This is a genomic window from Bacillus sp. TE8-1 (assembly GCF_008368855.1).
Lineage (GTDB): Bacteria > Bacillota > Bacilli > Bacillales > Bacillaceae_G > Bacillus_A > Bacillus_A cereus.
On sequence record NZ_QPET01000012.1, the window covers coordinates 20455 to 41836 of the forward strand.

The following is a 21382-nucleotide window of genomic DNA, read 5'->3' on the forward strand; positions in this document are numbered from 1 at the left end:
GAAAATACACAACTTTAACATATAAATGGAACCCATTGGAGGAATATAAAATGAACCAATTAAAAGGAATTCACCACGTTACAGCGATTACAAGTAGTGCAGAAAAGAACTATGAGTTTTTCACTCACGTTTTAGGAATGCGTTTAGTTAAGAAAACAGTAAACCAAGATGACATTCAAACGTATCATTTATTCTTTGCAGATGATAAAGGTAGTGCCGGAACAGATATGACATTCTTTGACTTCCCAGGTATTCCAAAAGGAGTACACGGTACAAATGAAATTTCAAAAACTTCATTCCGTGTTCCAACTGATGCAGCGTTAGCATATTGGGTAAAACGTTTTGACCGTCTGGAAGTGGAACATACAGGAATTAAAGAGCAATTTGGTAAGAAAACTCTTTCTTTCGTTGACTTTGATGACCAATACTATCAATTAATATCGGATGAACTTGATAAAGGGATCGAATCAGGTACACCTTGGCAAAACGGACCAGTTCCATTAGAATATGCAATTACTGGTTTAGGGCCTGTATTCATCCGTATTGCAAACTTTAGTTTCTTCAAAGAAGTGTTAGAAAAAGTTTTATTATTTAAAGAGGTTGCGCAAGAAGGAGAATTCTATTTATTTGAAGTGAATAAAGGTGGAAACGGTGCATCTGTCATCGTAGAACATAATACAGTTCTTCCTGAAGCACAACAAGGTTTTGGTACAGTGCACCATGCGGCATTCCGCGTAGAAGATCGCGCTGTATTAGAAGAATGGATTGAGAGAATCAGTAGCGTAGGGCTTCCTTCATCTGGTTATGTAGATCGTCACTTCTTCGAGTCATTATACGCAAGAGTTGCACCACAAATCTTATTTGAATTTGCAACAGATGGCCCAGGATTTATGGGAGATGAGCCATACGAAACACTTGGCGAAAAATTATCTTTACCTCCATTCCTAGAGCCAAAACGTGAAGAAATCGAAAAATTAGTTCGTCCGATTGATACAGTGAGAAGTACGAAGGAATTTATTAAAGAGTAAAAATAGAGATAGTAAGTAGGAGAGCAAGTAGTTTTAGCGGAGTGCTGGAATTGCTTGCTTTTTTATTTATCCTAGTAAGTTTTCTGACAATTGTTTCTCAAGTTATTTAAAAGGAAAACTTTGGTATAATTAATCAAAATATTAAATTTTCTGATAATTATTTTTCAATGCATAGAAAAGGAGTGGTAATATACAATTTTGATAATTGTATAAAAATACTAATTTTGTAAGTTTGAGAAAAGGAGATGCGAGTGTATGGGAGCAGATGTAGTAACGCGGGAGCAAATGAAACATTCTTTAGATGATTGGTATCGTGTAATGTTACAGCAAAATATAGAGAAAGCTACGGAAATGAAAGAGGAGATTGAAAGTAAGATTAGTGGGTTGGACGTGGATCAGGATGTATTGCTTTATCATGCGTTGTTGAATTTTAGATATGATGCATTGGTTGATTGGATTTCAGTTAGAGAAGATAGTTTTGATAAAGTGGAATCTTTCGAAATTCCAATAGAGGGCTTTTTAGCTTATTATTATCACTTCTTTAAAGGGTTTCATTGCACATTAATTTCAAATTATAATGAAGCGAAAGAACAGTATGAGCAAGCTGAGAAGTTATTGAAATATATTGCCGATCCGATAGAACATGCGGAGTTTAATTATCGGATGGGGAATTTCTATTATCAAAAATATGACCAAGTTCATGCAATAGATTACTTGAATAGGGCAAAAGCAGCATTTTTACAATATCCAGGCTATGAAATAAAAGTAGGATTATGTGAAAATGCTTTTGGACTATGTTGTGTAGACATAGATCACTATGAATTAGCGGAAGAAAACTTTAATTCTGCTATGGAAGTATTGCAAAAAGCAGATCAAAAAAAATATATGCTAATGGTTCGGCATAATTTAGCTTGGCTTTATGCTAGTCAAAATCTTTCAGAATTAGCGATTCGTCATATATCTGAGGTGACCAAAAATTACCCAGAACACTTTAAAGCCTTGTTTGTAGAAGCACATGAACATTACAAATTAGGACAATATAATTTAGCGAATCCAATTGTTGAAAAAGGTTTAAATATTTGTGTTGATTTAGGAGAAAAAGAATTTCAACATCGGTTTAAAATTTTGAAAGAACTCAATGGAAAATCTTCAGTATCAATTATTGAAGATGTAATTTTAGAAGGACTTTCTTATTTTGAGAGAGAAAGATTATGGGATTGTATTCAAGAATACACTGAAATTTTAGCACTGAAATTTTATGAATTTGATGATCATGTTAAGGCAAGTAAATATTTTTATATGAATAATAAGGCTCAAAAAAATATATTGGAAAAGGGAGCGTTAAAATAATGAAGAAATTTCGTTTGGCTATTGTTGGGACTGCATTAGTAGGGGTATTATCAATTGGGTTCAATAGTTCTTTTACAAATCAAGCTGTAAATATAGGAGACACAGGAGGAGCACCAGCAAGACCAGACTACGTTAACATTGGTGACACAGGCGGAGCACCAGCAGATAATAAAGGCGACGGCGGAGTAAGCCAACTATAATAACAAAGAAAGGGACTTCAACATGAAGTCCCTTTTTCTATTTTCAGGTCATGTAGAGAAAAGAATTGACTTACTTTAAATATGTAACTATAATGGTTACAGAATAACCATTAGTAACAGAAATGAGTTATATTTTTTTAGTATAATTGTAACTGTTTTAGTTACAATTAAAAAGAGAACATAAAATAACCAAAAAATGTAAAAACTTTAAATAGCAACAAGAGAAAGGAGACGGGAACTTTGAAAAGGTTTAAGTTTTATATGATTAGCGGTATTGTGCTCGTTTTGTTAATTGTTTGTAACTTCGTTGAGAAGCCGATTGCGAAGGTTGGAGAAGTGAAAGATACTGTTATGATGAAGCTGAATACGAAAGAGAGTATGGCGCAAATTGATGGACAGACGATTTATTTTAAACAAATTGGTGAGGGAAAACCTCCTTTACTTATGTTGCATGGGTTTGGTGGTTCTTCTGATGGGTTTAGTGATATTTATCCGGAACTAGTGCGAGATCATACGATTATTGCGGTTGATATTTTAGGGTTTGGGCGTTCTTCTAAGCCGGTTGATTTTCAGTATTCGTTTCCTGCGCAAGTGAATTTATATTATAAGTTAATGAAGAAGCTCGGATACGATCAGTTTGCGGTGCTCGGCCATTCGATGGGCGGAGAGATGTCCCTTAATTTAGCGTATTTATATCCGGATGCAGTCACGCATCTCATCTTGGCGGATGCTACAGGGATAGAGTCTTTCCAACAAAAAGAAAGTTATGAAGTACCACCGCTATCGACGGACTTACAAACTGTAACTGAGATTACGAAGTATAATAAAAATGAAGTAAAAAATAGTCGTGATGATAAAGAGCATTATGATCAGCTTACGAAAATGAGAGAGCGCCGCATTGCGATGGAAGCTGATAAAATTAAGGTACCGACTTTAATTATATGGGGACGACATGATAAAAGTGTTTCTTGGAAAAATGGTGAACTGTATCATGGGCTATTTGCAAATAGTACGTTTCATATTATTGAAAAAGGATACCACGCACCGTTTCGTCAGGAACCAATTGAGTTTATGGAATATGTACAAGCATTTTTCGCGAAGCATCCACAATAAAAATTTTAAGCATAAATCCACTTCTTTCCTCATAAAGTGAAACTAATAAGGCTTGTCTAAGGAAAGGAATGAAGTGATTTGGAAACTTTACCATGGTGGGTTTATCTTGTAATTGTCGGGATTGTACTAAGTGGCTACATGGTTTTATATACTTCGAAAAAAGAGCAAGATATGGATAATGAGTTTATCGAAAAAGAAGGCGAAGTGTATATGAAGCGCTTAGAAGAAGAGCGCGAGAAACGTAATCAGGATAGTGATAAAGATTCGGTATTGCTTTAATAGAAATTTTGAAAGGCTACCACCTAGTAGGATTTTACATCTAGGTGGTAGCTTTTTTCTTCTGGGGGAGCAGTATATGTTCATCAAGCTAAGGTTATATTAGTTTAATTTTACATGTATAAGAGAGTCATCATAAACTTTTATTGATGGCATTTATATATATTTTTCCTCATAAGAATGGAACTAGCGGGGATTTTACTGGGGGGGGATTAACAATGCATAGGGATGAAACTTCATTACATCCTGATACAGGCGTTACGTCTGTAATGTTTGTTGAGCGTTCATTAAATGAAATTCGTTTTTGGTCTAGAATCATGAAGGAGCATTCTTTTTTTCTTCGATTGGGATTTAGATGTGAGGATACTCAATTAATTGAAGAGGCGAATCAATTTTATCGGTTGTTTGAACATATTGAACAAATAGCGCATTCCTATACAAATGAAACAGATCCTGAGCAAATCAAAAGGTTTAATGCAGAAGTACAACAAGCCGCAACTAATATTTGGGGATTTAAACGAAAAATTTTAGGATTAATTCTCACATGTAAATTGCCAGGACAAAATAACTTTCCACTTTTAGTTGACCATACAAGTAGGGAAGCTGATTATTTTAGAAAACGTTTAATACAATTAAATGAAGGTAAATTAGATGCTCTTCCTGATGCTATTATTAAAGAAAATATTTTCTTTTTAAGGATTATGGCAGACCATGCTAAATTTATTGGCCATCTTCTTGATCCATCAGAAAGAAAGCTTGTAGATACAGCACGGAATTTTAGCAATGATTTTGATGAATTGATGTATCAAGCAATTGACTTAGAATCTATGAAACCACAATCCCAAACAGCTCCTCTTTTAGATCAATTTTTAGATCAAAATCGCGTGTCAGTTGCATCTCTTCGGGATTTTAAGAAAACAGCACGTGATTTAATTGAGCAATGTAAAATAAAGAGCATCATTCATCCATTATTGGCAGACCATGTTTTCCGTGAAGCTGATAGATTTCTTGAAATCATTGATATGTACGATGTTCATCTTACAAATATTCAATCACAACCTAGATATTAGAAGATAAGGAAAGATACTATTTTTTCCTTAAGCTGAGAAGTTAACAATTTATTGTTAGCTTCTTTTCTTTGCGATTAAAATTTCCTTTTAAGAACTACATAAATCCCTTTGACCAAATATGTAATTCTTTGTAAAATGATATATATGGAAAGATTATGAATATACAGGAAATATATGGATAGTAGATTTTAATAAATTACTCGGGGGAAATTTATTAGTTAAGTATATTAACTTGTTTGCACTACATTTTACAAATAAAGGGGTATTAGTAATCATGAAAGCAAAGAAATTAGTAAGTTTGGCGTTACCAGTTATGTTATTGAGTGGTTGTATTACAATTGAAACTGATGGTAAGAAAGCTGAACCAAAGAAAGAAGAAACGCAAAAGGTAGAGAAAGAGAGTAAGGCTACTGAAAAAGAGAGTAAGTCAACTGATAGCAAGAAAGAGGATAGCTTATCTGTAGCGAAAGGTGAAGGTACAAATAGTAGTTCATCAAGTAGTCAACAAAGTTCCTCTTCAAATAATTCAACTTCTTCTAGTTCTTCAACTGGCAAGGTAACTGGTTCAGATGTTGAAAGGTACAAGGCAGAAATCATAAATAGTGCTACTCAAATTGAAAATACAATGAAATTAATTGAAGGAATAGCAGATTCAGACGTAAAATCATACAAACAAAAGAAAAGTGAAGTACAACTGAGTTTAGGTGGAGCAAAGGCAACTGCAACGAAACTGAAGAATCTACAAGCACCGCCTGAATTACAGGGAGAACAAGTGAAGATAAAGCAATCGATGGAACTGTATGCGGATTGTTTCCAACTTCTCTTTGATGCATTAGACCAAGAAGACGAGAGTAAAATGCATCAATCATTAAGTAAAGCACAAGAAGGTTCAAAACTGTTTGAAGAAGCAGCGAAGAGTATCGGTAGTAAAACCAACTAAGAATAAAGTATTTAAAGGGGTATTTGTAAGTGCAGTTGGTGCAAGTGAAGAGTTAGGAATTAGTTATGGAAACACATTACAAATTTATCAAATGGACGATAATGTTCGTATTCGATATGTAAAACAATAAATAATTGGTGAAAAACTCTGTAATAAATTTTACAGGGTTTTTTGTTAGTTCTAGTTTATTTTTTTGTCTTCCTAAGCGCTAAGCATACTAGTATAAGTTGAGAAATGAACAAAACGATAATGATAGGCAGATGATGTAACTCCATAGTAACTGTAACCATCTAAAGCCCAATTCATACACTATGATGGAGGATTTTTACTTCATAACCGGATGAAAAAGGAGTGTAATCATGAAGAAACGTACTGTTAATGAAGCAGGAGGGAATGTGCCACAACCAATCCGCAGCGACGGAGCAGGTGCGATTGATTCTGGACCTCGTAATGTTATGCGGGATATTCAAAATCCGAATATGCTTGTTCCGCCTATAACGGATGCAGGGTTAGTTCCTAACTTGAAGTTTTCATTCTCGGACACTTCTATGATTTTGAAACAAGGGGGGTGGTCTCGGGAGATTACTGTTCGAGAACTACCGGTTTCGACGACGATTGCAGGAGTAAATATGAGTTTAACGGCCGGTGGAGTACGAGAACTACATTGGCATAAAGAAGCGGAATGGGCGTATATGCTTTTAGGACGGGCACGCATAACGGCTGTTGATCAAAATGGACGGAATTTTATTGCTGATGTTGGACCAGGTGATCTTTGGTATTTTCCGCCTGGTATTCCGCATTCCATTCAAGGATTGGAACATTGTGAATTTCTACTCGTTTTCGATGATGGACATTTTTCTGATTTATCTACTTTAGCTATTTCTGATTGGTTTGCGCATACGCCAAAAGAGGTGTTGTCGGCTAATTTTGGAGTACCTGAGAGTGCTTTTCGTTCTATCCCTTCAGATCAAGTTTATATTTATCAAGGAGAGGTGCCAGGTTCCCTTGAAAGTCAGGAAGTTCAATCACCGAAAGGAGAAGTTCCTTTAACATTTAAACATGAATTGTTAAAACAAAAGCCGATTAAGACGCCTGGTGGTAGCGTTCGAATTGTAGATTCCACAAATTTCCCTATTTCCAAAACAATCGCAGCAGCGCTCGTTGAGGTTGAGCCTGGTGGAATGAGAGAACTTCATTGGCACCCGAATAATGATGAATGGCAATATTATTTGACAGGGGAAGCGAGAATGACTGTGTTTCTTGGAAATGGTACCGCTCGTACATTTGATTATAGAGCTGGCGATGTCGGATATGTACCGTTTGCGACGGGGCATTATATTCAAAATACAGGTACCGAAACATTATGGTTTTTAGAGATGTTCAGAAGCAATCGTTTTGAAGATGTATCGTTAAATCAATGGATGGCACTGACTCCTAAAGAAATAGTGGAGAGTAATATACATGTTGGCCCGCAAGTAATGGATTCTCTGCGTAAGGAGAAGTGGCCTATTGTGAAATATCCGGGGTTTTCATATAGTCCGAAAAGTGATGAGTAAAAATGAAAATTTGCGTTATTCTTTCTGGAGACTGATAAGAAGGGATGGCGTATTTTTTATGCCTAATCTAGTCTTTATCCCGCTATTTGCCGGGTAGTAAGCCCCCTACCTCAAAATTCAGCTGAAGTAAAGAAGTTAGGTGGGGGGGGCTGTCCGTAAAAGCCCGATTGGTGAGGGCTGATTAAAGTTTCACTTTATTAGTATCCATTCTTTGTATTATTGTTCGGGAAATTATTATTGGAGCATAGTATAGGGAAGATACATATAAAATAGCGCCATTATAAGCTGTAACGCATAAGTTGCGCAGGAAATGCAACGATAACTCGCTTTACTCTTCATCATTTATTTGAACATAAGGGGCATAGAGAGGTGATAAACACAGTATGATTTTTAGTGAGCGTTTAAAAGAAGAAAGGGAAAAAAGAAATTGGTCGCAAAATGATTTGGCTGAAAAACTTCATGTGAACAGGCAATCTGTTTCGAAATGGAGACGGAAAAGAACTATCCGAGCATTGAAATTATTATTCATTTAAGTGACCTGTTCGGTATTACGATGGATGAACTGCTAAGGAGTGATGAAGAATTGACGCAGAAAGTAATTGAAGATAGTAAGCAATTGGCGTATCCAAAATGGAAGGTGTTTTTTGATAGTTTATTTATGATGGGCGTATTTTTATTTATTACAAAAATCGTTGTATGGATGCTAAATAAGTTTGCTGGAGCAAGTATTACAATTGTAGCAGATGCACCATATGTAATGAATCTTTTGCCCCTTGCATTCATGATTATAGGTGGTATAGGTTCCGATAAGTTGAAGAAAATATATAGATAAGAGAAAGATTTGAAAGAAATCCCCAACACTAGCTGTTCTTTTCACTTAAATTGTGTACTATAAAGGATAGGATGATATAAAGAAGGGGACATATAGAATGGAATTTCATGAACAGAAGATTTTGCCGGCAGTGAGGCAAATTAAAGATTTGGAAAAGCTATTACATAGTTCGTATGAATATATCGTTATTTTAGATATTCATGTCGGCCAATTGAAGAGTGTTATATCACTTGCGAAGCAATATTGTAAAAAGGTGTTTTTACATGTGGATTTAATTCATGGTTTGCAGAGTGATGGGCATGCGACGGAATATTTATGTCAGGAGTTTAGACCGTACGGGTTACTTTCAACAAAGGCGAGCGTTATTATGAAGGCGAAGCAAAAAGGTGTTGTGGCAATACAACGCATCTTTTTAATCGATTCGAGTGCGATGGAGAAGAGCTGCAATCTTTTAGATAAGACGAAACCGGATTATATTGAGGTACTTCCTGGAGCATTAACGGATGTTATCGCTGAAGTGAAAGAGCGTACTGGTGTACCGATTTTAGCAGGTGGTTTTATTCGTACTGTAGAAGATGTGGAAAGAGCTTTAAACGCTGGTGCGACAGCAATTACGACATCAAAACGCGAATTATGGAAACATTACCAAAAAAAGTGACGAAAATGTGAATTTTTTCGTTGACACCGCTTTCATTTACGGTTAACATTATAGACAAGTTAATAAACGTGACGGAGAAAAGTAGAGATCCACATTTCATTGTTTCTATATAAATTTATATAGAAGCGTGCAAGCTGTGGGTCTTTTTCTTTTGACAAAAACGAATGGCCATTCATTTTACCTCTATCACATTTGAAAGCGTTTAAATTGATTGTGGAGGGATACTATGTCAGCATTTTTAGGAGAGTTAATAGGGACTGCGTTGTTAATCGTACTTGGTGGCGGCGTTTGTGCTGGTGTAAGTTTAAAGAAATCGTTTGCGAAAGATTCAGGTTGGATTGTTATTACAATGGGCTGGGGCTTAGCAGTAGCGGTTGCAGCGTATGCGGTTGGATCAATTAGTGGGGCACATTTGAATCCAGCTTTAACGATAGGATTAGCATTTAAGGGAGCGTTCCCATGGAGTGACGTACCAGGTTATATCGTAGCACAAATGATTGGGGCAATTATCGGGGCAGTTATCGTATATTTACATTACTTACCACACTGGAAAGAAACAGAAGATCCAGGAACAAAGTTAGGTGTATTTGCAACAGGTCCAGCAATTCCGAACACATTTGCAAACCTTTTAAGTGAAATGATTGGAACATTCGTTTTAGTATTTGGTATATTAGCAATTGGTGCAAATAAATTTGCAGATGGATTAAATCCATTTATCGTAGGTTTCTTAATTGTAAGTATTGGTTTATCATTAGGTGGGACAACAGGATACGCAATTAACCCAGCGCGTGATTTAGGTCCGCGTATTGCACACTTCTTCCTTCCGATTGCAGGAAAAGGCGGTTCAAACTGGAAGTATGCATGGATTCCAGTAGTTGGTCCAATTTTAGGTGGATCACTTGCAGGTTTATTCCATCAAGTTGTATTTGAAGGAAAACAAAATTCAGCACTTATTTATGTGATTATCGCAACTGTGATTGTACTAGCAATCTCTTATATGACAAGTAAAAAAAGCGGAAGCAATACAAATAGTAGAAAAGTAGCATAAGGGGGAAACCGATATGAAAAAATATATTCTTTCATTAGACCAAGGAACAACAAGCTCACGCGCAATTCTGTTCAATAAAAAAGGTGAAATTGTTCATTCAGCTCAAAAAGAGTTTACACAACATTTTCCAAAGCCAGGCTGGGTAGAGCATAATGCACAAGAAATTTGGGGATCTATTTTAGCAGTTATCGCAACTTGCTTAAGCGAAGCAGATGTAAAACCAGAACAAATCGCAGGTATCGGTATTACGAACCAACGTGAAACAACGGTTGTATGGGATAAAACAACTAGTAAACCAATTTACAACGCAATCGTATGGCAATCTCGCCAAACAGCTGAAATTTGTGATGAGTTAAAAGAAAAAGGTTATAGCGAAATGGTTCGCGAAAAAACAGGTCTTTTAATTGATGCATACTTCTCTGGTACGAAAGTAAAATGGATTTTAGATAACGTTGAAGGTGCAAGAGAAAAAGCAGAAAACGGCGATCTATTATTCGGAACAATTGATTCGTGGCTTGTATGGAAACTATCTGGTGGTAAAGCACACGTAACAGATTACTCAAACGCATCACGTACGTTAATGTTTAACATTCACGACTTACAGTGGGATGATGAGCTTCTAGAAATGTTAACAGTACCAAAGAGCATGCTTCCAGAAGTGCGTCCATCATCTGAAATATATGGAGAAACAATTGATTACCACTTCTTCGGCCAAAATGTACCGATTGCAGGTGTAGCTGGTGACCAACAAGCAGCATTATTTGGACAAGCTTGTTTCGGTGAAGGTATGGCGAAAAATACTTACGGAACTGGTTGCTTCATGTTAATGAACACAGGTGAAAAAGCAGTAGCTTCTGAGCACGGTCTATTAACAACAATTGCATGGGGAATAGATGGTAAAGTAAACTACGCATTAGAAGGAAGTATTTTCGTAGCGGGTTCTGCAATTCAATGGTTACGTGACGGAATGCGCATGTTTAAAGATGCAAGTGAGAGTGAAGTGTATGCGAGTCGCGTTGAATCAACTGACGGTGTATACGTTGTACCAGCATTCGTTGGACTAGGAACACCTTATTGGGATAGTGAAGTACGCGGCGCTATGTTTGGTGTAACGCGCGGTACGACGAAAGAGCATTTCATTCGTGCAACGCTAGAATCTTTAGCTTACCAAACGAAAGATGTATTATGCGCAATGGAAGCAGATTCAGGTATTGAGCTGAAAACATTACGCGTTGATGGCGGAGCAGTTAAAAATAACTTCTTAATGAAGTTCCAAAGTGATATTTTAGATGTTCCTGTAGAGCGTCCAGTAATCAACGAAACAACGGCTCTAGGTGCAGCATACTTAGCTGGTCTTGCGGTTGGATATTGGAAAAACCAAGATGAAATTAAAGAACAGTGGCATATGGACAAACGCTTTGAACCAACGATGGAAGCGAAAACAAGCGAAGAGCTATATGCTGGATGGAAAAAAGCAATTGAAGCAACAAAAGCTTTCAAATAATCATAAACAGTGTTATAATGGTGACAAGTTAATAATTCGGTAGGAGATTTGGAGAGACCACAACGCGCTATAGAGGCGAAATCTATAGCGGAGTTTGTGGTCTCTTTTTTCGTTATCAAAGGGAGGAATTACCATGAAATTTTCAAGTAAACAACGTAAAGACGTATTAAACGGAGTAAATAAACAAGAGTTAGATGTGATCGTAATTGGTGGAGGTATTACTGGTTCTGGTATTGCATTAGATGGAGCAACACGCGGGTTATCAACAATTGTGTTTGAAATGCAGGACTTTGCAGCAGGTACATCAAGTCGTTCAACGAAGCTTGTACACGGTGGTCTACGTTATTTAAAACAACTTGAAGTGAAAATGGTAGCAGAGGTGGGTAAAGAGCGTGCGATCGTATATGAGAACGGTCCCCATGTAACAACACCAGAGTGGATGTTACTTCCGTTCCATACAGGCGGTACGTTCGGATCATTTAGTACATCAATTGGTCTTCGTGTATACGACTTCTTAGCAGGTGTAAAACGAAGCGAGCGCAGAAAGATGTTTAACCGTGAAGAAACGCTAAACAAAGAGCCTCTTGTAAAAAAAGAAGGATTAAAAGGCGGCGGTTACTACGTAGAATATCGTACAGACGATGCGCGTCTTACAATTGAAGTAATGAAAGAAGCAATTGAGCACGGCGCAAAAGCTGTTAACTACGCAAAAGTAGACAGTTTCTTATATAAAGATGGAAAAGTATGCGGTGTACGTGTAATCGATTTACTAGACGGTGAAGTATACGAAGTTTATGGTAAGAAAATTGTAAACGCAGCTGGTCCTTGGGTAGATACACTTCGTGAAAAAGATAACTCGAAAAAAGGAAAAGTACTTCAGTTATCAAAAGGTGTTCACTTAGTAATTGATCAAAAACGTTTCCCGTTAGGTCAAGCGATTTACTTCGATACACCAGATAAACGTATGGTGTTCGCGATTCCTCGCGGCGGAAAAACATACGTAGGTACAACAGATACGTTCTATGATAAAGACGCAGCTGTACCACAAATGACAACAGAAGATCGCACATACATCATTAATGCGATTAACTATATGTTCCCAAGCGTAAAAATTACGGAAAAAGACATCGAATCAAGCTGGGCTGGTGTTCGTCCGTTAATTTATGAAGAAGGTAAGAGTGCATCTGAAATTTCTCGTAAAGATGAAATTTGGACTTCTGAATCTGGTTTAATTACAATCGCAGGTGGTAAATTAACTGGATACCGCAAAATGGCTGAAATGGTAGTAGACTACGTAACGAACTTACTACAAAAAGAAGGCCATAGTGCATATCCGAAGAGTACAACGAAACATATGCCAATCTCTGGTGGACATGTAGATGGGTCACACGGATTCCCAGCATTCGTTGCGAAAAAAGCTGGCGAAGGTATGAAATATGGTTTAACGACAGCACAAGCAGAAGAATTCGCAAAATTCTACGGCTCTAACGTTGATGTACTATTCAACTTAGCGAAAAAACATAAAGACGAAGCGAAAGAATATAACATGCCGCTAGACGTTCTAATCCCGCTTGTATACGCAATGGATTACGAAATGACAGCAAAACCAGTCGACTTCTTCGTACGCCGCAGAGGCGCTGTATTCTTCAACATCCACTGGGTATACGAGTGGAAAGAAGCAGTAATCAACTACATGGCTGCGAAACTAGGCTGGAGCAAAGAAGAACAAATGAAATACACAGCTGAACTAGAAAAAGCACTAACAGACGCTGTAATTCCTGTCGATCAACAAGAACAGGCGGCTGCTTTAGCGTAAAATAGAAAACCACCTGAAGGGGAGCCTTTAGGTGGTTTTTTTATGGAATATTCTTCTAACTATATTGCATAACGACATATGTTGTTATACGATGTATATAAGGTGGTGGTATTGTTGGAAAAAGAAATCTTAAAGGGAAGTATAGATATTTTATTACTTTCTATCATTGCAAAACGTGATACATACGGCTACGAAATAGCTCAAAGTTTAAAGGATGCAAGTGAAGATTTGTATAGTATGGGGCAGGGAACTTTGTACCCTGCTTTAAAGAGATTGGAGAAAAAGGAGTTTCTTGAATCTTATTGGAATGAATCTGAGAATGGGATGAAAAGGAAATTCTATACTATTACAGATAAAGGGAAAAAAGAATTGCAGAAGAAAGTGAACTCTTGGGAGAGTGTAACAGCATTAATTCAAGCTTGTCAGAAAGGAGTTATTTATGAGTGAATTTGACGAGTATATTAAGTCTATTTTAGCCTATTCAGAACTTAGTGATATTGAACAGGATGAGTTATTTCTAGAAATGTATGATCACTTGAACAGTTTGAAAGAAGAATATATGGAACAAGGTATGAATGAAAAAGAAGCGATTTATAAAGCGATTCAAAGTTTTGGAGAATCAAAAGTTATTGGCGTAGAGATTAATAAATCGGTATACGAAGTTCCTAGGCCATTAAAGGTATTATCAAAAATTTTATGTATTCCTTATATAATCATTTGTTTTATTGTCTTTTTAGGAACATTTATTTCAACTTCTACATTTGACTCTGTTCGCAGTTTGACAGGTGGGACTGTCTATCATCCCATTGAATTTTGGCAGCAATTTTTACATATATCTGATTTAGAAACGTTATTACAACTTTTTGGAATAACACTTTGGCAAGTTAAAGATTTTATTGCACATCCAGGTCCTTGGGGAAACTCAACTTATTGGTTAAGCGTTTTACAACATATAATATTAGTAGTTCCATTCGGATTTTTCGTTCCAGTGCTGATTAATAAAGTGACTAACTATAAGAAAGCTCGTAAGTGGTATGTTATGACCTTTCTTGTTTGGGAGATATTACATTTACTAACTTTGTCTGATGTTTTTGATGTGTGGCGGATTGCTATAAATATGCTCGGTGCGTCGGTAGGATATCTTTTATTTATAAGCATGATACAAATAGATAATAAATTTAGGATAATGCGCAAGAACATATTTGAAAATTAACTTGCTATTCTGTAGTTTAAATTATACAAATTTAGTTTGATGGTAATAGAGTATTGCTGAAAACATAGGTGCTATGTAGTGAGGGGATTTTTTATATTCGTAATAGGTGTTGTTCCTTGTTTATTCATCCTGTTATGAAGCGGGTACATAATCCGTCTTTATTGGTGCTATAAATGATGAGAGCGGCACAGCTGAACTAGAAAAAGTCTAGAACAACAAGAACAGGCAGCTGCGTTAGCGTAAAATAGAGAACCACCTGAAGGGGGAGCCTTTAGGTGGTTTTTTCTCTTGACTAAAAATAAATAAAATGTGTTACAATGATGATAGAGTATGTAGTGTGAATTTTGCATAAAATAAAAAAGACAGAAGCCTGAGAAACTTCTGCCTTGTGTAACCTAACTTGCTATTGTGGTGGTAGTAGGTGCGGTTATAAGACAATTACATTAACGTTTTAGCCGAGAACCGCCCTTACCTTTTCCACGAAGCAGGGTGGTTCTCGCTTTTTTGTATACAGAAATTAGCCACGGACCGACGTATCTTCTACCGATGACAACGCCAGCTCCGGTTAGGATACCATACACTAATTTAATTACAAACATCGCGATCATATTATCACCTCCCCCCTTTTTCAAAATGGAAGAGATGATTGCCACACCTACTAGTTATAGCTTATTAAGTTACATTTTAATTGTATTATGTTTTAAAATAGGGAACAAGATATATGGATGAAAATTCCTGTTTTTAAGCAGAGCATTAGTGTCAGGGGACAAGAAGTAAATAAATATTCATAAAAAAACGGTATGGACATTACCATCCGTATTTTTTTATGTATTTATAAAACTTTTCCATACAGTGCGTCGTCTAATATATGGGAAGGAGGAAATGATGTGGATGAATTAACGATAGAAGCGTTTGAAATAGAAGATAAGGAGGACCTTATCGACGAAATAATGAACAAGTATGGACAAGAAGTCCTACAGCTTGTGTATTCGTATGTGAATAATAAAGAGGTTGCGGAGGATGTAACGCAAGATATATTTGTGAAATGCTATAAATATCTTCATACATATAAAGGGAATTCGAACTTAAAAACATGGTTATGGAGAATTGCAATCAATCATTGTAAGGACTATTTAAAAAGTTGGTATAACAAAAAAGTTATCGTTACAGAGGATGAATTTGCGTATATGGGGATTCAAAATGATAGTGTCGAACAAACTGTCATTCAAAATGCGGAGGATCGTGAACTGGCTTCTGCAGTAATGAATTTACCGATAAAATATCGAGAAGTTATTTATCTATTTTATTATGAAGAATTATCAATTAAAGAGATTGCTACAGTAATAGATGTGAAAGAAAACACGATAAAGACAAGACTAAAAAAAGCGAAGGAACTTTTGAAGGAAGGATTGGAGGAATAATCAAATGGAAGATCGATTAAAAGGCTTGCGAAAATCAATGGAGAACACAACGTTTAAACATTTGAGTTTTTCTGATCAACACCAGAAGCAAGTGCGCGAAAAAATTAAGCAATCGTCCGAAAAGGAAGAAGATATCCTTTTAGCAGTGTTACAACTTCTTATGAATGAAAAAACAGGTTATGAATTGATGCAGTTGCTAAGAGGGAGAGGGATTCAAAAATTCGAAGGTGATGAAGGGTCTCTATACACTTTATTACATCGCTTAGAACGGAATCGCTTTATCCAATCTAGCTGGGATCACGCAGGAGCTAAATATTATCAATTAAATGATAAAGGAAACAAGATGCTGCGAAAGGCAGAGAAGAATGCTACGAAGGCACGATTTATATTAAAAGGCTTAGTACAGGAGTGAGAAAAAATTGAACAAAAAAGGGGAGCGTTTTTTAAAAGAAGTTACGAACCATATTAAATCAAAAGAAGCGAAGGACTTAGTAGCAGCTGAACTAAATTTTCACTTGAAACAGGCGAAGAATATGTGGATGGATAAAGGATTAAGTGAGGAAGTTGCTGAAGATAAGGCTGTTGAACAAATGGGGAGTCCGATTAAACTTGGCCGGGAACTTAACAAACTTCATAAGCCAAAGGTGGATTGGTTCTTACTTATTTTATTAGTAGCTGCTATGGGGTTAGGGTTTTTACCAATAATCGCTCTTGGGCATACGAACGATTTACTAATGAACAAAGTAATTTTTGTAATTCTCGGCATTGCAACAGCTGTTGGGATGATGCTGCTTGATTACCGGAAGCTAGAAAGACTCGGGTGGCTGTTTTATACAATTGGAATACTTATCTTGTTAGCTATAAAATGTTTTCCGACTGGTTACGTGATTGGGGAAGCGATAATAAAAATTGGCCCCATCAAAATTGACTGTTTAATGACGATACCATTCTTCTTTTTAGCTTGGGCTTCGTTTTTCAATAATAGTAGGTTAAAGTTTATACATCTTCTCATGTTGTACGTATTTTCTTTATATTTATTTTCAACTATATCAATTCTTTTACCCATTTTCATCTACATTACGATGGTATTTGTTATGCTTTGGTGGAGTAAGTTAGGAAAGAAAACGGCATGGCTCATTACGATTTTACCTATTGTACCATTGATTATTAGGGATCTACTTTCCTGGTCTGCTGTAAAAGAATACCGTATGGCCAGAGTTTTAGGAATGTTAAACCCAGAGCATGATCTATGGTATTTACGTTTAAAAGAGGCGATGTCTTCAGCAGGTTGGTTTGGTACATATGAAAATATAAAGTCTATCCGTGCTGCCCATACTGATTTTGTATTTGCAAGTTTGACTTACTATTATGGATATGTACTTGCGCTAGTTCTTGTCGTGATTCTTTCTCTTTTTGCAGTAAGAATAATGAACATAGCTTATAAAATAAATGATGGTTATGGTAAATTGCTTCTCGTTGGCGGAGTGACTCTTTTTGTAATCCATTTTATTTGTAACGTTGGCATGACCCTCGGGATATTACCACGTGTTTCTATATCATTACCTTTTATTAGCTACGGATTGATACCAACTCTGTTTCATGCATTTATAATGGGAATCGTACTAAGTGTATATCGACGTAAAGATATGTCGTTTAGAATGAGAAAAACACCTTGATACTTATTATAAGTTGTATATAAAAGAATTCATTATTATGATCAAGTAAAAACGTAAATAGATAGTAGAAGAGGGGTATGATAAATACTCCTCTTTTCGTGTTTAAATAAGTGCACTCTCTTTAATAGAAATACATAATTCAGAACAAGAAATTGATTCAGCTAGCTGGTGTAAATAGGCGTATTCTTCCGCGTCTTTTTCGGAAGTGTTAGGATCCAATAAAGGTGAAGAAAGAAGTACATCAATCGTAAGTATGTCTGTATCATGAGAGACGATGTTATAACCTGCAAATACAGGTCGTTTTAAGTCTTTTACTTTTTGAATCATTTGATGGAATTTCGTAACACTTATATGGATTTGTGCGAATGGAAAGCATTTTTGGATTGGATTCTCGATGTTCTTTCTAATTTTATAATCGTATACATAGTAGTACTTTTCTTGCTGCTCAAGTGTTTGCAACTCTTTCGTTAATAAGTGGTATTTGTCTGTAAGTCCAGTTGTAAGTACATCGTGTTCTTCGCCAACTAATAATGTGAAAGGTCTTGGTGAGGAGATTGAAATGGTACGGACGTTTAGGTTAGTAAAAGTTTGATTAGATTGTAAAATGGTATGTAATTTTTCGGTAGGAAATTCACCGTCATAAATAGCAATAAAATAATGGTTCATCTTTTCACTCCTTAACTTTTTTCTAAACTCATATATTCTACTTTAAAGGTGTAAGTCCTGCATAAAAAAGAAAACACCTTGATTGTTATCAAGGTGTTGTAATAAGCTCAAAACTCTCCGAATCAGCCTCAAGTATAAAAGGACTAACTTCGCCAACGCTATAAAGTTGTAATTCGTGCATTGCGCGCGTACAAGCAGTGTAGAACAATCTACGAACGCTCTCATCGCTGTACACATCTTTAGAAGCATCGTAAATAATAACAGCATCAAATTCGATACCTTTCGCTAAGTAAGCGGGGATCACGACAATGCCTTGCTCATACTCGGCTGAGTTACTTTTCACAAGTTTAATATTCTCGATATGATTAAGTGCTTCGTAGGCAGCGGCGCTTTCAGCTGCGGATTTACAGATGATTGCGATCGTATTGTGCTGCTCTGTTTGTAGTTCAGCAACTTTTGCAGTAATATGTTCGTGCAGTTCGTTGTGATTAGCTACTTTCGTCACTGTAGGTTTCGCGCCGTCACGTTCAAATGCATGAATGTTGTTGCCTTCTGGTACGAGAGCACGTGTAAATTCAATGATCGGTTTTGTTGAGCGGTAGCTACGAGTTAAGTTAATACCGTTCGTTTCATCTGGTCCGTATAAGCTAGTAAGTGTATTGAAATTCACTGTTTCACTCGCATGGGCAAATATCGCTTGGTTAAAGTCCCCGAGTACCGTCATTCTTGCAGCAGGGAAGAGACGTTTTAAAAACTCGAACTGAAACGGCGAGTAATCCTGTGCTTCGTCTACGAGTACGTGTTTAATCGATCTGTTCGTTTGGAAGCCTTCAATTAATTCTTTTAAAAGTAAAAATGGAGTCGCATCCTCGTAATATAGCTTTCCTTTATCAAGCATATTTACTGTTAATGAGCAAATATCATCCCACTCTTTCGGTTTTTCTCCAGTAACCCATGATGCATCTGTGAAAAGCTGTTTATATATACCTGTAAAATTGATAAAGCGCAATGTTTGAACGCCTTTACGAAGAGGCTTCAATTTTTTACGGACAATCATACGTCCAAGTACTTTCGCCTCTTTCTCAAAATCGTTAAAGGAGTTGTCGTCAAACTCGCCTTTTTTCTGTAAATATTTATAAGCCTTTTGATATTCATCTTTACTAAGTAGTTCGATTTCTTCTTCTACCCAAGGCTTTTTCAGTTCTGCTTTTTCAAGTGCATCTATTTGCTTATTTAGCCAATCCGTTAACTTCTCAATTCGGCTATGGAAGCGGAGAGAGGAGTCAGTATTATAAAATTGCTCTGTGATTTCTTTAGCTGAGGCAATTAGTTTCCCTCTAAATTTCATTCCTCTAAATAGCATGCCTGAAGATTCAAGAGATTGCCTGTAAGCTCTAATCATCTCGAAAAATTGAGTAGATGCTTTAAATCGGATGCTAGCATTTCTCGTTTTATAGGTAGGGCTATTTGTTTCAGTTAGCATATATTCTAATTGCTCATAAGGGTCTTCAACGTCAAATGACTTGCTCAGTCTATGATTTAAATATTCTTGGAATGTCACTTGCTGCATATTTTCTTCACCGAGTTCAGGTAGTACGTTAGAAACGTAGCTATTGAACATAGAGTTAGGGGAGAAGAGAATAATTTGATCCGCTTTTAGCCATTCGCGATATTTATATAGTAAGTAGGCGATTCGCTGCAGGGCAGCTGACGTTTTACCACTACCAGCAGCTCCTTGCACGATAAGGAGTCGGCCTTCATCGTGACGAATAATTTCATTTTGTTCACGCTGAATTGTAGCGACGATACTTTGCATATGTTTGTTCGTACCTTTTCCGAGCGCTTGTTGCAAGATTTCATCGCCAATTGTAAGGCTCGTATCGAACATAGAATCAATCTCGCCATTTTGAATAATGTATTGTAATTTTTTCTCCACATTACCGTGGATTACGCCTCCTGGTGTACTGTACTCAGCTGGTCCTGGTGGATAATCGTAGTATACACTCGAAATAGGTGCGCGCCAGTCATATATAAGAAAGTTTTCTCCGCTAGCATCCGTAAGTGTAGCAACACCGATATAAATTTGATCCGCAGCAGATTCTCCTTCTTCTTTGAAATCAATTCGTCCAAAATAAGGTGCTTTATGCATGCGTCTTAATGCGGCAAGTCGATTAAAGGTATGCTTATGGGTAATTTGTGTGACAGCTAGTGACTGAGCTTGTTGTCTTAAGTTGATAACTGTTTCAAGATAATCATCAAAAGTATCCGTGTTCACTTTCACATCATCCCAAAAGTGTTTACGAATATTGATTACTTCTGCCCGGCGTCTGCCAGTTTCGTTTTCCAGTTTATCAATTTGCTCCGTAATTGTCTCGATTACGGTATCCAATCTTTTTTGCTCTAAATCAAGTTTTTTGTTCATACGGTAAGCACTCCTTTAAAAGTGAAAAATAGAGGTTGACTGAAGATGTGTTTTGGTGTACAATTAAAATACGGATAAATACGTTCCTTTCATTTTAGAAAACGTGTTTCTGTACTAATTTAACATAGTTTTTGAATTTAATCAATGATAATAAGATAAACCTTGGTTCTGCGTGGCGTGGATCAAGGTTTTTTTGTGTTTTTCTTTAAGGAAGAATCGCAATTTTATTGAGGAGAATGTAAGTAAAGCAAAGAAGAAAATCAGGAATAGGGGGATACTGATGCAAAAATATTTTGAGGAAGCACATCGTTTTTGTTCTCGTAATAGAAAGTACTTAGAAAAGGATGTTATATGTGGTTGTTTCTATTGTTTAGAAATTTTCCATCCAGAAAAAATTACAGAGTGGTGGGATGATGATAACACAGCAGTTTGTCCGCATTGCGGGATTGACTCTATTATAGGAGAAAATTCTGGATTTAAAATTACAGAAATGTTTTTAAGTGAAATGCATAAAAGATGGTTTTAGTTAAACGAATGAAAAAATAAACTTTCATTAACGAAGAGGATACATAAAAAGCTCGGGCCGAAGCCCA

Annotated in this window: 22 protein-coding genes and 1 pseudogene; 20 read left to right on the plus strand and 3 right to left on the minus strand. The window is 36.5% G+C overall.

Going from position 1 to position 21382, the window contains the following annotated elements; genetic code table 11:
* The first annotated feature begins 50 nt into the window (after window positions 1–50).
* The 16 genes and pseudogenes from DN404_RS09520 to DN404_RS09590 all read left to right on the plus strand — a co-directional run bounded on the left by DN404_RS09520 (window position 51) and on the right by DN404_RS09590 (window position 14604).
* Window positions 51–1028 (plus strand): ring-cleaving dioxygenase, encoded by a 978-nt coding sequence (locus DN404_RS09520; protein WP_113303206.1) that lies wholly within the window; start codon window positions 51–53, stop codon window positions 1026–1028.
* Window positions 1029–1283: 255 nt separating this feature from the next.
* Window positions 1284–2378 (plus strand): response regulator aspartate phosphatase, encoded by a 1095-nt coding sequence (locus tag DN404_RS09525; RefSeq protein WP_149214995.1) that lies wholly within the window; start codon window positions 1284–1286, stop codon window positions 2376–2378.
* Window positions 2378–2578, plus strand: a complete 201-nt coding sequence (locus DN404_RS09530) for a Phr family secreted Rap phosphatase inhibitor (RefSeq protein ID WP_000714513.1) — start codon at window positions 2378–2380, stop codon at window positions 2576–2578. Before DN404_RS09525 ends, DN404_RS09530 begins: the two co-directional genes overlap by 1 nt.
* Window positions 2579–2818: 240 nt before the next feature.
* Window positions 2819–3691, plus strand: coding sequence for an alpha/beta fold hydrolase (locus DN404_RS09535; protein ID WP_000819487.1), 873 nt, complete (start codon window positions 2819–2821; stop codon window positions 3689–3691).
* Between the two features lie 78 nt (window positions 3692–3769).
* Entirely contained in the window at window positions 3770–3970 is a 201-nt protein-coding gene (locus DN404_RS09540; protein WP_000449223.1) for a sporulation YhaL family protein, read from the plus strand.
* A 215-nt stretch (window positions 3971–4185) separates the two neighbouring features.
* A complete protein-coding gene (locus DN404_RS09545; protein ID WP_149214996.1) occupies window positions 4186–5037 on the plus strand; it encodes a DUF2935 domain-containing protein in 852 nt (283 codons plus the stop codon).
* A 274-nt stretch (window positions 5038–5311) separates the two neighbouring features.
* Window positions 5312–5977 (plus strand): DUF7018 domain-containing (lipo)protein, encoded by a 666-nt coding sequence (locus DN404_RS09550; protein ID WP_046392426.1) that lies wholly within the window; start codon window positions 5312–5314, stop codon window positions 5975–5977.
* Window positions 5937–6107: a hypothetical protein gene (locus DN404_RS30485; protein ID WP_000744795.1), complete on the plus strand. Its 171-nt coding sequence runs from the start codon at window positions 5937–5939 to the stop codon at window positions 6105–6107. The genes DN404_RS09550 and DN404_RS30485 overlap by 41 nt, the downstream gene beginning before the upstream one ends.
* Window positions 6108–6336: 229 nt before the next feature.
* Window positions 6337–7533: an oxalate decarboxylase family bicupin gene (locus DN404_RS09555; RefSeq protein ID WP_149214997.1), complete on the plus strand. Its 1197-nt coding sequence runs from the start codon at window positions 6337–6339 to the stop codon at window positions 7531–7533.
* Between the two features lie 383 nt (window positions 7534–7916).
* Window positions 7917–8365, plus strand: a pseudogene (locus DN404_RS09560) (helix-turn-helix domain-containing protein).
* Window positions 8366–8462: 97 nt separating this feature from the next.
* Window positions 8463–9023, plus strand: coding sequence for a glycerol uptake operon antiterminator GlpP (gene glpP / locus DN404_RS09565; RefSeq protein ID WP_000394285.1), 561 nt, complete (start codon window positions 8463–8465; stop codon window positions 9021–9023).
* A 226-nt stretch (window positions 9024–9249) separates the two neighbouring features.
* Window positions 9250–10071: a glycerol uptake facilitator protein GlpF gene (gene glpF / locus DN404_RS09570; protein WP_001272200.1), complete on the plus strand. Its 822-nt coding sequence runs from the start codon at window positions 9250–9252 to the stop codon at window positions 10069–10071.
* Between the two features lie 13 nt (window positions 10072–10084).
* Window positions 10085–11575 carry a glycerol kinase GlpK gene (glpK, locus tag DN404_RS09575; RefSeq protein WP_000760011.1) on the plus strand — a complete coding sequence of 497 codons (1491 nt, stop codon included), beginning with the start codon at window positions 10085–10087 and terminating at the stop codon, window positions 11573–11575.
* A gap of 133 nt (window positions 11576–11708) precedes the next feature.
* The gene (gene glpD, locus DN404_RS09580; protein WP_149214998.1) at window positions 11709–13391 is read left to right on the plus strand and encodes an aerobic glycerol-3-phosphate dehydrogenase; all 1683 of its coding nucleotides are present in this window, start codon (window positions 11709–11711) and stop codon (window positions 13389–13391) included.
* Window positions 13392–13505: 114 nt separating this feature from the next.
* On the plus strand, window positions 13506–13838 hold the full coding sequence (locus DN404_RS09585; RefSeq protein WP_149214999.1) for a PadR family transcriptional regulator: 333 nt from the start codon (window positions 13506–13508) through the stop codon (window positions 13836–13838).
* The gene (locus DN404_RS09590; RefSeq protein ID WP_025687727.1) at window positions 13831–14604 is read left to right on the plus strand and encodes a VanZ family protein; all 774 of its coding nucleotides are present in this window, start codon (window positions 13831–13833) and stop codon (window positions 14602–14604) included. The genes DN404_RS09585 and DN404_RS09590 overlap by 8 nt, the downstream gene beginning before the upstream one ends.
* 443 nt (window positions 14605–15047) lie before the next feature.
* Here the strand turns inward: DN404_RS09590 and DN404_RS30490 are convergent, their stop codons facing one another.
* Window positions 15048–15212 (minus strand): hypothetical protein, encoded by a 165-nt coding sequence (locus DN404_RS30490; protein ID WP_000561154.1) that lies wholly within the window; start codon window positions 15210–15212, stop codon window positions 15048–15050.
* A gap of 279 nt (window positions 15213–15491) precedes the next feature.
* Here DN404_RS30490 and DN404_RS09595 point away from each other — a divergent pair, with 279 nt between their 5' ends.
* The 3 genes from DN404_RS09595 to DN404_RS09605 are packed head-to-tail and all read left to right on the plus strand — an operon-like array spanning window position 15492 to window position 17701.
* Window positions 15492–16025: a sigma-70 family RNA polymerase sigma factor gene (locus DN404_RS09595; protein ID WP_149215000.1), complete on the plus strand. Its 534-nt coding sequence runs from the start codon at window positions 15492–15494 to the stop codon at window positions 16023–16025.
* A gap of 4 nt (window positions 16026–16029) precedes the next feature.
* On the plus strand, window positions 16030–16437 hold the full coding sequence (locus DN404_RS09600; RefSeq protein WP_000390150.1) for a PadR family transcriptional regulator: 408 nt from the start codon (window positions 16030–16032) through the stop codon (window positions 16435–16437).
* A gap of 7 nt (window positions 16438–16444) precedes the next feature.
* Window positions 16445–17701: an FtsW/RodA/SpoVE family cell cycle protein gene (locus DN404_RS09605; RefSeq protein ID WP_149215001.1), complete on the plus strand. Its 1257-nt coding sequence runs from the start codon at window positions 16445–16447 to the stop codon at window positions 17699–17701.
* Between the two features lie 102 nt (window positions 17702–17803).
* Here the strand turns inward: DN404_RS09605 and DN404_RS09610 are convergent, their stop codons facing one another.
* Both DN404_RS09610 and helD read right to left on the minus strand, forming a co-directional pair.
* Window positions 17804–18367 (minus strand): hypothetical protein, encoded by a 564-nt coding sequence (locus DN404_RS09610; protein ID WP_001017110.1) that lies wholly within the window; start codon window positions 18365–18367, stop codon window positions 17804–17806.
* Window positions 18368–18455: 88 nt separating this feature from the next.
* Window positions 18456–20789, minus strand: coding sequence for an RNA polymerase recycling motor HelD (gene helD / locus DN404_RS09615; RefSeq protein WP_149215002.1), 2334 nt, complete (start codon window positions 20787–20789; stop codon window positions 18456–18458).
* A gap of 280 nt (window positions 20790–21069) precedes the next feature.
* On the opposite strand from helD, the gene DN404_RS09620 reads away from it, so the two are divergent.
* A complete protein-coding gene (locus DN404_RS09620; protein ID WP_001174909.1) occupies window positions 21070–21315 on the plus strand; it encodes a hypothetical protein in 246 nt (81 codons plus the stop codon).
* The last annotated feature ends 67 nt before the right edge of the window (window positions 21316–21382 follow it).